Here is a 14,459-nt window from a genome sequence, read left to right on the forward strand (position 1 = left end):
TTATGGAAAAAACAACAGGTCAAATTTTAAAAAGCTCTTGTTCTTTCAATGAAAACGTCTTGTTCTTTTTTTTAAAGGCCTTGTTCTTTTCAGAAAAGAACAGGACGTTTGAAAGGTTAGTAACGTGTGGGGTGACACGTTACTAATGTGTGGGCTGTAAGATTAGTAATGTTACAGGTGAAAGATTATATATCTTACAAGTGATACATATATGAAGTTCCAGTATATAAAAGATAAAGGGAAGGCAGGTACTACTGGTTTTTGCAATGTAGATACATCTCAGCCGGATTGGTTTATAAGGCAAACCTTTGGGGTGGAAATCAATGGAAAACCTGTACAAAATAGTACAGCGCTCTCTAAATAAAGCCTTCTCTGCGATAAAAATCGTATCCTTTTCTTGCAAAAAATCTCTTAATTGTTGCTTTCCTCTGATTTTTCCCTTAAATTTGTTAGTGACTTACTAAATTTAATACAGGGAGGAACGAGTATGGGACAACAGACTTTTGAATTTTTGCTATTGGCAATGTCCGCACTTGCGGTGATTGTATTTGTAGCCCTCTATTATGTACGTGCCGGTTATGGTATATTCCACACCCCGAAATGGGGACTTTCAGTGAACAATAAATTAGGTTGGGTGCTGATGGAAGCACCTGTATTCCTTGTAATGCTTTATCTGTGGTGGAACAGCAGCGTGCGTTTTGATGCTGCTCCTTTCCTCTTTTTTCTTCTTTTTGAATTACATTATTTCCAGCGCTCTTTTATCTTCCCTTTCCTGATGAAAGGAAAGAGCCGGATGCCCCTTGCCATTATGTTGATGGGAGTGGTCTTTAATGTCCTGAACGGACTGATGCAGGGCGAATGGTTGTTCTATCTGGCTCCGGAAGGACTCTATACAGATGCCTGGCTCAGTACTCCTTCTTTTTGGTTTGGGATCATTTTGTTCTTTATAGGGATGGGCATTAATCTACATTCCGACAGTGTGATCCGCCATTTACGTAAACCGGGCGATACACGCCATTATTTGCCACAGAAGGGAATGTACCGATATGTCACTTCGGGCAACTATTTTGGCGAGTTGGTGGAATGGATAGGGTTTGCCGTACTCACTTGTTCGCCTGCTGCATGGGTGTTTGTACTGTGGACGTTTGCTAATCTGGCTCCACGTGCCAATTCCATCCGTAACCGTTACCGGGAAGAGTTTGGTAAGGATGCGGTAGGAAAAAAGAAAAGAATGATTCCTTTTATTTATTGAATTTGAATAGTATATCGTTTCTGTTTCAGGAAATGATGAAAGCGAAACATAACATATGAATGATGAACTCTAAATTATTTACTCCCGCTTCTATCGGGCCGCTGACTTTGCGTAACCGTACGATTCGTTCGGCTGCTTTTGAGAGCATGTGTCCGGGTAATGCGCCGTCCCGGCAATTGAAGGATTATCACTGTTCGGTGGCAGCAGGTGGAGTGGGAATGACTACTATTGCTTATGCAGCTGTTACACAAAGTGGCCTTTCTTTCGACAGGCAATTGTGGATGCGCCCTGAAATTATACCGGGATTAAGGGAAATAACCGATGCGGTTCATAAAGAAGGAGCTGCTGCAAGCATTCAGTTGGGACATTGTGGAAATATGTCGCACAAAAGTATTTGTGGGGTAACACCCGTAGGAGCTTCTTCCGGTTTTAATCTTTATTCGCCTACTTTTGTGCGTGGCTTGCGCAAGGAGGAACTGCCGCAGATGGCAAAGGCATACGGTCAGTCGGTTAATTGGGCACGTGAGGCCGGATTTGACGCGGTGGAGGTACATGCAGGGCATGGCTATCTTATCAGTCAGTTTCTTTCACCTTACACCAATCATCGTAAGGACGAGTTCGGCGGCTCGTTGGAGAACCGTATGCGCTTTATGGATATGGTAATGGAGGAAGTGATGCGTGCCGCAGGTAATGACATGGCCGTTCTGGTAAAAACCAATATGCGTGACGGTTTTAAAGGCGGCATGGAAATAGATGAAGCTGTGCAGGTAGCGAAACGGTTGGTACAAGACGGGGCTCATGCGTTGGTGCTGAGCGGAGGCTTTGTAAGCAAAGCGCCTATGTATGTCATGCGGGGAGCGATGCCTATAAAAAGTATGACACATTATATGAACTGCTGGTGGCTGAAATATGGGGTACGTATGGTAGGTAAATGGATGATTCCGACAGTACCTTTTAAAGAGGCTTATTTCTTGGAAGATGCATTAAGATTCAGAACAGAAATAAAGGAAATTCCGTTAGTATATGTGGGAGGGCTGGTATCTCGTGAAAAGATAGATGAGGTATTGGATGATGGTTTTGAATTTGTACAGATGGGAAGGGCGTTGCTGAATGAACCTGGTTTTGTGAATCGGTTGCGGACTGAAGAAAAGGCTCGTTGCAATTGCGGTCATAGTAATTATTGTATTGCGAGAATGTACACTATTGATATGGCATGTCACAAACATCTGGAAGAGAAATTACCCCTTTGCTTGGAACGTGAAATAGAAAAATTAGAGAACCAATGAGTAAATTAGCCATAATAACCGGTGCCGATGGAGGAATGGGTACTGAAATAACCCGTGCGGTAGCACAGGCCGGCTATCATGTAATAATGTTGTGTTACACTCTTTTTAAAGGAGAGGAGCGTAAGAACCAGTTGATTTTGGAAACTGGCAATAAAGAGATAGAAGTCAGACAAGTTGATCTTTCTTCCATGGCTTCTGTGACTAATATCGCGGACGACTTGTTGGGGCGCGGAAAGCATATCGATTTACTGATGAACAATGCGGGAACAATGAGTTCCGGTGGTTTGATTACAACGGAGGATGGTTTGGAATATACGGTAGCTGTGAATTATGTGGCCCCTTTTTTACTGACTTTGAAATTATTGCCTCTGATGGGTCAAGGAACCCGGATTGTGAACATGGTTTCTTGCACGTATTCCATAGGGAAGATTACTCCTGAATTTTTGATTCGTGGAAAAAGAGGCAGTTTTTGGCGTATCCCTGTTTACAGTAATACAAAATTGGCTTTGTGGCTTTTTACCCGTGAACTTTCTGAAAGGCTGAAAACAGAAGGAATTACTGTCAATGCTGCCGATCCTGGTATTGTTTCTACCAATATCATCCGTATGGATATGTGGTTTGACCCGTTGACTGACATACTGTTCCGTCCTTGTATCCGTACTCCGAAGCAAGGAGCCGCGACAGCTGTCAGTTTGCTTTTGGATGATCGATGGAAAGAAGTTACAGGGCAAATGTTCGCTTCTTGCAAGCCTAAAAAAGTAAAGGATAAGTTTATGAATCATCCACAGGCAAGACAGCTTTGGGCGGATACGAAAGCATATTTGGAGAAACTGAAATTGGAGGAGCCAATTGTCTGAGAATTCCTTTAAATACATAAAAAGCCGTATCATTACTTAAAAGTAGAGTGGATACGGCTTTTATGGTCGGTGAAGAGTGTCTGGTTTCGGATTGCAGTGTAGTTGAGGTTATTCTTTCTTGGCTGCTTGTTCAGCCAGCATCTGTTCACGGCTTTTACTTTGAGTCACAATATAAACTCCCGTGAATACCAGTGCCACAGCTATTCCTTTGGCAATGCCGAAGGTTCCCATTCCTAACAAGATAGAGACACTGGTTCCTACAATAGGCTGCACATAGTTGTACATACTGATGACAGTAGGGCGCAATGTTTTCTGTCCGATCATCATCAGAATATAGGCAAGGAATGTTCCACCTACAATGACGTAGGCTACGCAGGCCCATGTAGAAGTGGAAATTTCGTGAAAATGTATGGTCGAGACCTCATGATAGGAAAATGGAATAAAGCAGATGGCTGCATAGGTGAACATCCATTTCATTAAAGTAAATATGTTGTATCTGCTGATCAGTCCTTTAAAAATAGCCAGATAGAATGAGAAACTGATTTGTGCCAACAGGCAAAGCAAATCTCCGGGAATACTTCCGCCTTTTCCATCTGTTGAGCCTTGGCTGCTCAATATGAGTGTTAAAGCTCCGATGGAACCTAGAAAAATGCCAATCACTTTTTTCCCTGTAACCGGTTCTTTCAGATAAATGGCAGCGACAATCATAGTAGCGATAGGGGCTGTGGTGGTTACAATGGAAGCATCGATGGGGGAAGTCAGTGATAGTCCGAAAGTGAAACATCCCTGATTCAGGACGATACCCAATAATCCTGCAAAGAACAACATCATCAAGTCGTGCGGCTTTACTTGTTCTTTAGGAGCGAAAATAGAAGCTATCCAAAAACAGATAGCACCTCCTGTCATTCGAAATGTAGCGAGGGAAAGACCTGAAATACCGTTTTCTAACGCCGTTTTACCAATTGGGGACATCAATCCCCACATTATGGCAGCGCCTAGCAATGCCAAATGTCCTTTGTACTTTTGAATAGCCATTCTTTTTACCTTAAATAACAGTGCAAATGTAGGAGGTTTTTTTTATATTTTCTATCTTTGCTTATAAGTAAATCTATCAAAAATGAAAAAACAAGCTGATTATATAAAACGTATTGAGATAAAGCGGCTTTGGGGCCGTAAAGATATCTCATGGGAACTGCGTCCGGATGTCAATATTCTGAGCGGAGTGAATGGTATCGGCAAGAGCACTATCCTGAACAGATCTGTGAACAGTCTGACGGCTTTGGAAGGCGGAGCGTTGAGTAACGGTTCGACTCCCGGGGTACATTTTGTCTTTTCTCCGGAAGATGCGACCCTGATACACTTTGATGTAATCCGTAGTTTTGACCGTCCGTTGATTCATTCGGAACTTCTCGAAAAGATGGCGGATAAGAATGTTAAGACAGAATTGGATTGGCAACTTTATCAGTTGCAACGGCGTTATTTGGATTATCAGGTAAATATTGGTAACCGCATTATTGAGTGCCTTACTTCCGGTGGCCCTGACGGTCAGCTTCGTGCTGCCGAAATGTCTTACCCCAAGACGAAATTCCAGGATTTGATGGATGACTTGTTTGGTGAAACCGGTAAAAAAATCATTCGTAAAAGTAATGAGATTTTGTTTGAACAGGATGGAGATATACTTTATCCTTATCAACTGTCTTCCGGTGAGAAGCAGATTTTGGTTATTTTGCTGACGGTTCTGGTACAAGACAACCGTCGGGGAGTCCTGTTTATGGATGAACCTGAAGTATCCTTGCATGTGGAATGGCAGCAACGCCTTATTTCATTGATACGGCAATTGAATCCTAATGTACAGATTGTGTTGACAACTCATTCGCCTGCTGTGATTATGGATGGCTGGCTGGATGCAGTGACCGAGGTGAGTGATATTACAAAATAAACAATTTCTAACGACGATACTATGGGAAAAAGATTGTCCGAGAATCTGTCCTCCTTATATATTGGTGCGGCCAACAAATTGAAACCTAAATGTTCGCGACGCAAGATTATTGCATACGTTGAGAGCTATGATGATATTTCATTCTGGCGTACCTTGTTAGGTGAATACGAAAATGAAACTCGTTATTTCGAAGTGATGCTTCCTTCGAAAACCACTTTGGCTAAAGGTAAGAAGTCTGTGCTGATGAATGAACTGGGACCTCAGTTGGGACAAAATATGATAGCTTGTGTAGATAGTGATTATGACTATCTGTTACAGGGGGCTACCCATACTTCACGTTATATTATAAATAACAAATATGTTTTTCATACCTATGCATATGCTATAGAAAACTATCAGTGTTATGCTGAAGCATTGCATGAGGTTTGTGTCATGGCAACGTTGAATGACCATCCGTTGGTGGATTTTGTCGCTTTTATGCGTATGTATTCCCAAATAGCTTATCCGTTGTTCATTTGGTCGGTGTGGTTTTATAGAAAACATAATCTTTCCGAATTTTCTTTGCTTGACTTCTGTTCGTATGTGAAATTGGATAGAGTCAGTGTCTATCATCCTGAACGGAGTTTAGAGAGTATGAGCCGCAGGGTGAGGCGTAAATTATTGGAACTGGAACGCCGCCATCCGAAAGCCTTGGAGGAAATAGAGGCGATGAAGCGGGAATTTGCCAAATTGGGAGTGAATGAGGACAATACCTATATGTTTATTCAAGGACATCACATTATGGATAGTGTAGTGATGAGATTGTTAGTACCTGTCTGCAATGTGTTACGCCGTGAACGTGAAACGGAGATTAAAGAACTGGCAGAGCATAATATGCAGTTTCATAATGAACTGACCAGCTATCAGCGCCGGCAGTTGGGAGTAGACATTGTACTCCGCAAACATACCAGCTATAAGTTATCACCTCTTTATAAAAAATTGGAAGCAGATATAGAACGTTTCTTGAAACATATCTGAATCGGTTATTTCTTATGGGAGGCAAGTGCTTTGGCTATGAAATGATCTAGTGAGAATTTACCCGGTCCTGCTATATACAATAATATGAATACTACCAGATAAATAAAGGCTAATTCTTTAACGGCGAAAGGATCAGAACCATGAACAACAAAGAATGCGATACACATGGTGAAGATCATCGGAAGCATTGCCAAGCGATAAAGGAATCCGAAAATGAAAGCCATCGAACAAACCATTTCACCAAAAATAGCCAGTACCAGTGAAAGTTGGCTGCCTATTCCTAAAGGATCGGGAAAACTGCCGGACATGACATCGTAGTTGGCCCATTTCTGTACACCGTGCGACATGAGTAAAATACCAAACAGGATTCGTAAAGCTAATATCAGAAGTGACATAGCAGTGCCATCGGGCTTGGATGGAAATAAGAATTTATAAATGACTGACATAATACGTTTTTATTTTTTTGTTTATACTATATTTATATAAACGTAACAAAAGGGTGAAATGTTCAAATCATTCACTGTTTGTTTCTTTGGAGATGGTTGATTCGCTCATATTAATTTTTTATTGTAGAAAAACTCTTGAAACGAATGTCAGGACTTCGTGCAAAAGGAATAAAAAAAGAACAATTATAATAAATATTAGTTCTATATGGTATAATGTTTGTCGTACCTTAGGTAACGATAAAAGCTAACATACGAATATATGAAAACAATTAAATGTATTGGAGTGCTGACATCCGGAGGGGATGCTTCTGGCATGAATGCCGCTATCCGTGCGGTAACCCGGAGTGCAATTTGTAACGGATTTAAAGTGAAGGGTATTTATAGAGGATATGAAGGGCTGATTAATGGAGAAGTGAAGGAACTGACCACCCAGGATGTGAGCAGTGTTATTCAACGTGGGGGAACGATGTTGAAGACAGCCCGTTCTGCTGAATTCCAAACAGTAGAAGGACGCAAGAAAGCATACGATACTATGCAGCGAGAAGGAATTGATGCTTTGGTGATTATAGGTGGAAATGGTTCTATTACAGGAGCCCGGATTTTTGCGGAAGAATATGATGTGCCTTGTATCGGGTTACCTGGTACAATAGATAATGATCTTTATGGTACTGACTTTACCATAGGTTACGATACGGCTTTAAATACGATTGTGGAATGTGTGGATAAAATCCGTGATACGGCAACCTCTCACGACCGTATATTCTTTGTGGAAGTGATGGGACGTGATGCCGGTTTTCTGGCTCAAAACAGTGCCATTGCTTCTGGTGCTGAGGCAGCGATTATTCCTGAAGATCGTACGGATGTGGATCAATTGGAGAAATTTATCGGGCGCGGTTTTCGTAAGACAAAGAATAGCAGTATTGTTATTGTTTCCGAGAGTCCGAAAGACGGAGGTGCCATGCATTATGCAGAGCGTGTCAAGAAAGAATATCCTCAATATGATGTGCGTGTTACCATTTTAGGGCATTTGCAACGTGGAGGTTCGCCTAGTGCTTATGACCGTATTCTTGCCAGCCGTCTGGGGGCGGGAGCTATTGATGCCATATTGGAAGGGCAGCGCAACGTGATGATTGGCATTCATAACGATGAGGTGGTATATGTACCTTTTTCTGAGGCAATTAAAAAAGACAAGCCCCTTGATAAATCGCTTATCAAGGTGCTTGATGAATTATCTATTTAATGAAAATAATCATGAAAGGAGAAGCGGAAGTAATTCTTCTGCTTTTTCTATGATATGTGCCGGATGTAAGGCTTCCAATTCTGTGCGCGGCCGGAATCCCCATGCCACACCTATAGCTGTTACTCCGGCATGATGCGCTGTTTGCATATCTACATTAGAATCACCTACATAAAGTATATCTTCCTGTTTGACTCCTGCTTTTGTCATGATTTCGTTTATGATGGATGGATCGGGTTTTGCGGGGATACCTTCGCGTTGTCCCAGTACTTCCACAAAGTTTATTTCTGGAAAATAGTGTGCTATTAACTTTCGGGTAGCTGCTTGGTATTTATTGGAGGCGACCGCTATCATGATCCCTTGCTGTTGCAGTGTTTTTAATAATTCGGAGATACCGGGATAAGGGCGGCTTAAATCGGCATTGTGCTCATCATAATAAGGGATGAATTGTGAACGTATCTTTAATACATTCTCTTCCGTACGCTCCCCTTCAGGCAGAGCACGCTCAAATAATTTATTGATTCCGTTTCCTACAAAAAAACGGTATGCTTCCATTTCATGTGTAGGATAGCCATAATACTGTAAGGCTTGGTTGGTGGCGGCAGCTAGGTCGGCAATAGTGTTCAGTAATGTGCCGTCCAGGTCGAATATTACAAGTTTCTTCATATTTGTACTTCTTTTATCGGTGCAAAGTTACTATTTTTGTATGCAAACTAATAATAATGCTTATGAACTTTCTAGAATTAGTGAAGGCGCGCTACTCTGCACGCAAATATGCCAATCGTCCTATTGAGGCTGAAAAGTTGGATTATATCATGGAATGTGTACGTTTTGCACCGTCTGCAGTTAATTTTCAACCATGGCGTTTCCGTATTGTTACAGATGAGGCCGTACTGAAAACGTTGTATTCATGTTATAAACGGGAATGGCTTGCTACGGCTCCTTGTATCATTGTGGCTTGTGTGAATCATAATGAGTCTTGGCATCGGCGTGCCGATAATAAGGATCACGCTGATATTGACATTGCTATTGCAGTAGAACATCTTTGTCTGGCTGCTGCCGAACAAGGACTGGGTACTTGTTGGGTTTGTAATTTTGACACTCCGCGATGCAGTGAGGTTTTGGGATTGCCTGAAAATTTGGAACCGGCCGTCTTGATTCCGGTCGGTTATGCGGAGGATGAACCCACAGAAAAGAAGCGGAAACCATTAAATGAAATCCTTCTTTAAAAAATCACAAAAACACCTTTCGGAGTGCCATCGGGCAGGCAGATTTAATTTCCTTTTACAGTGGACGAAGATACTATTAATCTCTTGGCCTGATGACTGTTCCGGATTTTAAGCTCATTCTTTTTAGTCTCTTCTTATTTTCTGATAATTTTGCATATTTTGTATTCCATTTATGATAGAAGTAAAGCCGAAATGGCTAAATTTGAGCACTTTTTAGGCTTTGAATAACCTATGAGTGTAGTAAGTACTATTAATAACACTAAAAATTATGGAGAACATAGGAGTTGGATTGATGTTGATGGTGGTCGGTATGGCGACTGTCTTTGTCATTCTCCTCATCGTTATCTATCTAAGCAAGTACCTTATTACTGTTGTCAACAAAGTGGCTCCCGAAGAAGCTCCTAAAAAAGCACCTGCTGTAGCACCTACGGCAGATACTGGTGCTATGGATGCTATTAAGGCGGCAGTTGAGATTTTGACGGCAGGTAAAGGTCAGGTGATAAAGATTGAGAAGTTATAATCCAAAAAAAGAAAAACACATTTATCAAAAATGGAAAGAGAAGTAAAATTTAGTCTGGTCTTTCGCGATATGTGGCAGAGTGCAGGTAAGTACGTGCCTCGTGTAGACCAGTTGGTTAAGGTTGCCCCGGCTATTATTGAAATGGGCTGTTTCGCCCGTGTGGAAACAAATGGTGGTGGTTTTGAACAAGTAAATTTATTGTTTGGTGAAAATCCGAATAGAGCTGTGCGCGAGTGGACGAAACCCTTCCACGAAGCAGGCATCCAGACCCATATGCTGGACCGTGCGTTGAACGGTCTCCGTATGAGTCCCGTTCCGGCAGATGTCCGTAAATTATTCTATAAGGTTAAACATGCGCAGGGAACGGATATTACCCGTACTTTCTGCGGATTGAATGACGTCCGCAACATTATCCCCTCTATCGGCTATGCTCATGAAGCCGGAATGATTTCACAATGTTCGCTCTGTATCACTTTCTCTCCGGTACATACTGTGGAATATTATGTGAATATGGCCAAACTGCTTATAGAAGCCGGAGCCGATGAAATCTGTATCAAAGATATGGCCGGCATCGGACGTCCCGTTTCATTGGGAAAGATTGTTGCCGGAATCAAGAAGATTAAAAATATTCCTATACAGTATCACTCTCATGCGGGGCCCGGATTCAATATGGCTTCTATTTTGGAAGTATGCCAGGCTGGTTGCGACTATATTGATGTAGGTATGGAACCATTGTCATGGGGAACCGGCCATGCTGATTTGATTAGTGTGCAAGCCATGTTGAAAGATGCCGGATTTAAAGTGCCCGAAATTAATATGGAAGCGTATATGAAAGTGCGTTCTATGATTCAGGAGTTTATGGATGATTTCCTTGGTTTATATATCAGTCCCAAAAACCGTCTGATGAATTCTTTACTGATTGCTCCGGGATTACCGGGCGGCATGATGGGAAGTTTGATGGCCGATCTTGAAACGAACCTGGAATCTATCAACAAGTATAAGGCAAAACGTAACCTGCCGTTTATGACCCAGGATGAATTGTTGATCAAGCTGTTCAATGAAGTTGCTTACGTATGGCCGCGTGTGGGCTATCCTCCTTTGGTAACTCCGTTTAGCCAGTATGTGAAGAACCTTGCCATGATGAATGTAATGGCTATGGAGAAAGGTAAGGAACGTTGGGGAATGATTGCCGATGATATTTGGGATATGATTTTGGGTAAAGCAGGACGTTTACCGGGTAAACTGGCCCCTGAAATTATTGAAAAGGCAGAACGTGAAGGCCGCAAGTTCTTTGATGGCAATCCTCAGGACAATTATCCCGACCAGTTGGAAAAATATCGTAAGATGATGCTTGAAAAACAATGGGATAAAGGACAGGATGACGAAGAACTGTTTGAGTATGCCATGCATCCGGCCCAGTATGAAGCTTATAAGAGTGGAAAGGCGAAAGAAGACTTCTTGGCAGATGTGAAGAAACGTCGTGAGGAGAAGGCGAATGCCACTACTCCTGTCGAAGCTGAAAACAAAACAAAAGTACTGACAGTGGATGTGAACGGACAACCTTATCGTGTTACAGTGGCATATGGTGCTGTAGATCCTGCTACGCTGACAGCTGCTTCGGGTGCAGTTCCTGCACAAACTGCTCCTGCTCCGGTAGGTGAAGGGAAAGATGTGCTTTCTCCGTTGGAAGGTAAATTCTTCTTGGTAAAGAATGCTCAGGAAACCCCGAAGAAGGTGGGTGAAAAGGTTAATAAAGGTGATGTGATTTGTTACGTCGAAGCAATGAAGACCTATAATGCGATCCGTGCGGAATATGACGGTACTATAACTGCTATTTGCGCTAATTCGGGTGACACGGTTTCAGAGGATGACGTATTAATGAAAATAGTATAATGGAAGATATATTTGAAAGACTTTATGATATGACTGCTTTCAGCAATATTATTGCTGAGCCGCAATTCTTGATAATGTATGCCATTGCGTTCATCTTACTTTACTTGGGTATCAAGAAAAAGTACGAACCACTGCTGCTGATTCCGATAGCTTTCGGAGTGTTGCTGGCTAACTTTCCCGGTGGTGAGATGGGGGTTGTCCAGGCCGATGAGAATGGCATGGTAATGGTGAATGGAGCACTGAAGAACATCTGGGAAATGCCGTTGCACGAAATTGCGCACGACTTGGGCCTGATGAACTTTATCTACTACATGTTGATTAAGACCGGTTTTCTTCCGCCTATTATTTTTATGGGGGTAGGTGCTTTGACAGACTTTGGTCCGATGTTGCGTAATCTGCGGCTTTCTATTTTCGGAGCAGCTGCACAGTTGGGTATTTTCACTGTATTGCTGGTAGCTATCTTGATGGGGTTCACTCCGAAAGAAGCGGCTTCATTGGGGATTATTGGTGGAGCAGACGGTCCTACCGCTATCTTTACCACTATTAAACTGGCTCCCCATTTGCTAGGGCCGATTGCCATTGCCGCTTATTCGTATATGGCTCTGGTACCCGTTATCATTCCGTTGGTTGTGAAAATCTGGTGTACGAAGAAAGAATTGAGTATCAATATGAAGGAACAGGAAAAGAAATATCCTTCTTCGGTAGAAATCAAGAATCTTCGTGTGCTGAAGATTGTATTTCCGATTGTAGTGACTACGGTGGTCGCTCTGTTTGTGCCAAGTGCAGTGCCTTTGATTGGTATGTTGATGTTTGGTAACTTGATTAAGGAAATAGGTAGTGATACTTCACGTTTGTTTGATGCAGCTTCAAATAGTATCATGAATGCGGCAACTATCTTCTTGGGGTTGTCAGTCGGTGCGACAATGACTACGGAGGCATTTTTGAACTGGACTACTATCGGCATTGTGGTAGGTGGTTTCTTGGCGTTTGCCTTGTCTATTTCCGGTGGTATCTTGTTTGTGAAGTTGATGAATCTTTTCACCAAAAAGAAAATCAATCCACTGATTGGTGCTACAGGTTTGAGTGCTGTGCCCATGGCCAGCCGTGTGGCTAATGAAATTGCTTTGAAGTATGACTCCAAAAATCATGTGCTTCAATATTGTATGGCAAGTAACATTTCAGGAGTTATCGGTTCTGCCGTGGCTGCCGGTGTGCTGATTTCATTCCTACAATAAAATACATTGTATTTAAATTATTCGGACACGAATTATACGGAAATTACAGGTGTTTTAGACAATACTGTAAAATCTGTATAGTTCGTGTTTTTTATTCATTCTCTCTGTATCGTTCTCCTAGCTAAAACAAATAGAATAGGCCCTCTCCTCACGAAGAAAGCCTATCATCCGATTAATGTTTAATATAAGAGAGAGTTTTATAGTCCTAACAGTTCATTGAACTTCTCTGCTGTTTTGGGATCTGACGGACGTGTCATATTAGCAGAGATGATGTTACCATCCCGATCCAGCAGGATAAAACGGGGAATGCCGTTAATGAGGTAAGCATCCATAAAGGTCCTGTCTGTTCCCATGTGTAACTGGATCCCTTTCAACTGCTCCTTTGTTACCATGTTCTCCCATGCCTTTTTGTTCTTGTCGCATGACAGGCTGACAAAATGAATATCCTTTCCTGCATATTTCTCTTCCAGTTCCTTTAACGCGGGAAGTTCTCCACGGCAAGGACCACACCAGGTAGCCCACACGTCAATATAGATATATTTTCCTTTCAAGTCAGTCATTGAAACCGTCTTTCCATTTATATCCGGATAGGAGAAGCTAGCTGCTGAGGGATTGCCTGATCTTAATTTTTCCCACTTGGTACAAAGTGCGTTGAATTTTTCTATGGACTTTGTATCCTTCACGTGTTTGCGGAATAGGACAATCAGTCCGTCTGCTTCATCCAGTCCGTTATTGTCTACAAAGTTATAAACAAATTGGTCAATCAGAAATTCTGCAACCTTTTCATCCTGTATGGTTGCATCTATGTAGTTTACACATTGTTCTGTTGAACTTGATGCAATCGTTTTTCCTTTATTACTAAAGGCGCTGATAGCATCGGGAAGGAAAGCCTTATATTCTTTCAGCGCTAATAAACCGGCATTGATCGGAGTAATAGCTTCCAGTTTCTCATAATATGCTTTGGAAGGAATATAGTTGTCATCCTTTCCAAAATGAGGATGATACAAAGCGTATTTGGAGAAATAATAATACGTATAGAATTGCAGACGTATTTTTTCCTGTGCAGTGAAATCGGCCGGAAGTTTTGCGGCTTCCAATACTTGGCAATTGACTGCATACAGGCTGTCTCCTTTGTGTATAAGGGAGGCTTCCTGCATTTTCATGTCGGGCATGCCGAGTGATCGGAGCTCTTTGCTTCCCAGATAGGTGTTGATAGCGGCGCCTGCTCCTTCAAAGGTTGTGTTTCTCCACATGTTATCACTGTCGAATGACAAAGTAAGGTCTTGATTAGGGTCCAAATAAAGGGTACGGCGTCCGCGTGTGTATTGCATGGTTACATATTGCGGAGTGAATCCCGTGATTTCTATGTTGCCGTTTCCTGCGGCGTCAATCGCTACTTCTTTTTGTTCGCCACTTTGGCTGAAAGTCAATATAACTTTGACCTTCTCATTGGGATTGGTGACCTTAAAAGTGAGCTTTGCAGCTTCCGCAGCAGTGAAGGTACTCAGCGCAAGGCCAAGTACCAGGATGGATTTTAGAGTTCTCATC

At 42.2% G+C, this 14,459-nt stretch carries 14 protein-coding genes; 10 read left to right on the forward strand and 4 right to left on the reverse strand.

The window, feature by feature from the left end:
• Positions 1 to 487 precede the first annotated feature (487 nt).
• The 3 genes from AB5935_RS13705 to AB5935_RS13715 are packed head-to-tail and all read left to right on the forward strand — an operon-like array spanning position 488 to position 3,395.
• On the forward strand, positions 488 to 1,252 hold the full coding sequence (locus AB5935_RS13705; protein WP_007836177.1) for a DUF1295 domain-containing protein: 765 nt from the start codon (positions 488 to 490) through the stop codon (positions 1,250 to 1,252).
• A gap of 59 nt (positions 1,253 to 1,311) precedes the next feature.
• Positions 1,312 to 2,538, forward strand: a complete 1,227-nt coding sequence (locus AB5935_RS13710) for an NADH:flavin oxidoreductase (protein WP_007845840.1) — start codon at positions 1,312 to 1,314, stop codon at positions 2,536 to 2,538.
• On the forward strand, positions 2,535 to 3,395 hold the full coding sequence (locus AB5935_RS13715; protein ID WP_007836171.1) for an SDR family NAD(P)-dependent oxidoreductase: 861 nt from the start codon (positions 2,535 to 2,537) through the stop codon (positions 3,393 to 3,395). Before AB5935_RS13710 ends, AB5935_RS13715 begins: the two co-directional genes overlap by 4 nt.
• Before the next feature lie 108 nt (positions 3,396 to 3,503).
• On the opposite strand, the gene AB5935_RS13720 is transcribed toward AB5935_RS13715, so the two are convergent.
• Positions 3,504 to 4,430, reverse strand: coding sequence for a DMT family transporter (locus AB5935_RS13720; RefSeq protein ID WP_007836169.1), 927 nt, complete (start codon positions 4,428 to 4,430; stop codon positions 3,504 to 3,506).
• A gap of 82 nt (positions 4,431 to 4,512) precedes the next feature.
• On the opposite strand from AB5935_RS13720, the gene AB5935_RS13725 reads away from it, so the two are divergent.
• Together AB5935_RS13725 and AB5935_RS13730 are read left to right on the forward strand one after the other, a co-directional pair.
• Complete coding sequence (locus AB5935_RS13725) at positions 4,513 to 5,334, forward strand: AAA family ATPase (RefSeq protein ID WP_007836167.1); 822 nt, start codon at positions 4,513 to 4,515, stop codon at positions 5,332 to 5,334.
• Between the two features lie 21 nt (positions 5,335 to 5,355).
• Positions 5,356 to 6,351, forward strand: a complete 996-nt coding sequence (locus AB5935_RS13730; RefSeq protein WP_007836159.1) for a DUF4435 domain-containing protein — start codon at positions 5,356 to 5,358, stop codon at positions 6,349 to 6,351.
• A 5-nt stretch (positions 6,352 to 6,356) separates the two neighbouring features.
• On the opposite strand, the gene AB5935_RS13735 is transcribed toward AB5935_RS13730, so the two are convergent.
• A complete protein-coding gene (locus tag AB5935_RS13735) occupies positions 6,357 to 6,797 on the reverse strand; it encodes a DoxX family protein (protein WP_007836156.1) in 441 nt (146 codons plus the stop codon).
• Between the two features lie 259 nt (positions 6,798 to 7,056).
• Between AB5935_RS13735 and pfkA the strand changes: the two genes are divergently transcribed.
• On the forward strand, positions 7,057 to 8,037 hold the full coding sequence (pfkA, locus tag AB5935_RS13740; RefSeq protein WP_005845888.1) for a 6-phosphofructokinase: 981 nt from the start codon (positions 7,057 to 7,059) through the stop codon (positions 8,035 to 8,037).
• A 9-nt stretch (positions 8,038 to 8,046) separates the two neighbouring features.
• Here pfkA and AB5935_RS13745 read toward each other — a convergent pair whose 3' ends face one another.
• The gene (locus AB5935_RS13745) at positions 8,047 to 8,700 is read right to left on the reverse strand and encodes an HAD family hydrolase (RefSeq protein WP_007836153.1); all 654 of its coding nucleotides are present in this window, start codon (positions 8,698 to 8,700) and stop codon (positions 8,047 to 8,049) included.
• Positions 8,701 to 8,762: 62 nt separating this feature from the next.
• Here AB5935_RS13745 and AB5935_RS13750 point away from each other — a divergent pair, with 62 nt between their 5' ends.
• The 4 genes from AB5935_RS13750 to AB5935_RS13765 all read left to right on the forward strand — a co-directional run bounded on the left by AB5935_RS13750 (position 8,763) and on the right by AB5935_RS13765 (position 12,911).
• A complete protein-coding gene (locus tag AB5935_RS13750) occupies positions 8,763 to 9,263 on the forward strand; it encodes a nitroreductase family protein (protein WP_007840726.1) in 501 nt (166 codons plus the stop codon).
• A gap of 268 nt (positions 9,264 to 9,531) precedes the next feature.
• Positions 9,532 to 9,783 (forward strand): OadG family protein, encoded by a 252-nt coding sequence (locus tag AB5935_RS13755; RefSeq protein ID WP_007836150.1) that lies wholly within the window; start codon positions 9,532 to 9,534, stop codon positions 9,781 to 9,783.
• Positions 9,784 to 9,813: 30 nt separating this feature from the next.
• Entirely contained in the window at positions 9,814 to 11,676 is a 1,863-nt protein-coding gene (locus AB5935_RS13760; RefSeq protein ID WP_007856258.1) for a biotin/lipoyl-containing protein, read from the forward strand.
• Positions 11,676 to 12,911 carry a sodium ion-translocating decarboxylase subunit beta gene (locus tag AB5935_RS13765; RefSeq protein ID WP_007836146.1) on the forward strand — a complete coding sequence of 412 codons (1,236 nt, stop codon included), beginning with the start codon at positions 11,676 to 11,678 and terminating at the stop codon, positions 12,909 to 12,911. The genes AB5935_RS13760 and AB5935_RS13765 overlap by 1 nt, the downstream gene beginning before the upstream one ends.
• A gap of 197 nt (positions 12,912 to 13,108) precedes the next feature.
• Here the strand turns inward: AB5935_RS13765 and AB5935_RS13770 are convergent, their stop codons facing one another.
• Complete coding sequence (locus AB5935_RS13770) at positions 13,109 to 14,458, reverse strand: TlpA family protein disulfide reductase (protein ID WP_038610925.1); 1,350 nt, start codon at positions 14,456 to 14,458, stop codon at positions 13,109 to 13,111.
• Between the last annotated feature and the right edge of the window lies 1 nt (position 14,459).

This window comes from Phocaeicola sp. RTP21198st1_B8_RTP21198_201120 (genome assembly GCF_040929485.1).
GTDB lineage: Bacteria > Bacteroidota > Bacteroidia > Bacteroidales > Bacteroidaceae > Phocaeicola > Phocaeicola dorei.

What these genes read in the sequence shown, in the direction of transcription:
- AB5935_RS13705 (WP_007836177.1), top strand. Translation starts at nt 488, where the DNA reads ATGGGACAACAGACTTTTGAATTTTTGCTATTGGCAATGTCCGCACTT.
- AB5935_RS13710 (WP_007845840.1), top strand. Translation starts at nt 1,312, where the DNA reads ATGATGAACTCTAAATTATTTACTCCCGCTTCTATCGGGCCGCTGACT.
- AB5935_RS13715 (WP_007836171.1), top strand. Translation starts at nt 2,535, where the DNA reads ATGAGTAAATTAGCCATAATAACCGGTGCCGATGGAGGAATGGGTACT.
- AB5935_RS13720 (WP_007836169.1), bottom strand. Translation starts at nt 4,430, where the DNA reads ATGGCTATTCAAAAGTACAAAGGACATTTGGCATTGCTAGGCGCTGCC.
- AB5935_RS13725 (WP_007836167.1), top strand. Translation starts at nt 4,513, where the DNA reads ATGAAAAAACAAGCTGATTATATAAAACGTATTGAGATAAAGCGGCTT.
- AB5935_RS13730 (WP_007836159.1), top strand. Translation starts at nt 5,356, where the DNA reads ATGGGAAAAAGATTGTCCGAGAATCTGTCCTCCTTATATATTGGTGCG.
- AB5935_RS13735 (WP_007836156.1), bottom strand. Translation starts at nt 6,797, where the DNA reads ATGTCAGTCATTTATAAATTCTTATTTCCATCCAAGCCCGATGGCACT.
- pfkA (WP_005845888.1), top strand. Translation starts at nt 7,057, where the DNA reads ATGAAAACAATTAAATGTATTGGAGTGCTGACATCCGGAGGGGATGCT.
- AB5935_RS13745 (WP_007836153.1), bottom strand. Translation starts at nt 8,700, where the DNA reads ATGAAGAAACTTGTAATATTCGACCTGGACGGCACATTACTGAACACT.
- AB5935_RS13750 (WP_007840726.1), top strand. Translation starts at nt 8,763, where the DNA reads ATGAACTTTCTAGAATTAGTGAAGGCGCGCTACTCTGCACGCAAATAT.
- AB5935_RS13755 (WP_007836150.1), top strand. Translation starts at nt 9,532, where the DNA reads ATGGAGAACATAGGAGTTGGATTGATGTTGATGGTGGTCGGTATGGCG.
- AB5935_RS13760 (WP_007856258.1), top strand. Translation starts at nt 9,814, where the DNA reads ATGGAAAGAGAAGTAAAATTTAGTCTGGTCTTTCGCGATATGTGGCAG.
- AB5935_RS13765 (WP_007836146.1), top strand. Translation starts at nt 11,676, where the DNA reads ATGGAAGATATATTTGAAAGACTTTATGATATGACTGCTTTCAGCAAT.
- AB5935_RS13770 (WP_038610925.1), bottom strand. Translation starts at nt 14,458, where the DNA reads ATGAGAACTCTAAAATCCATCCTGGTACTTGGCCTTGCGCTGAGTACC.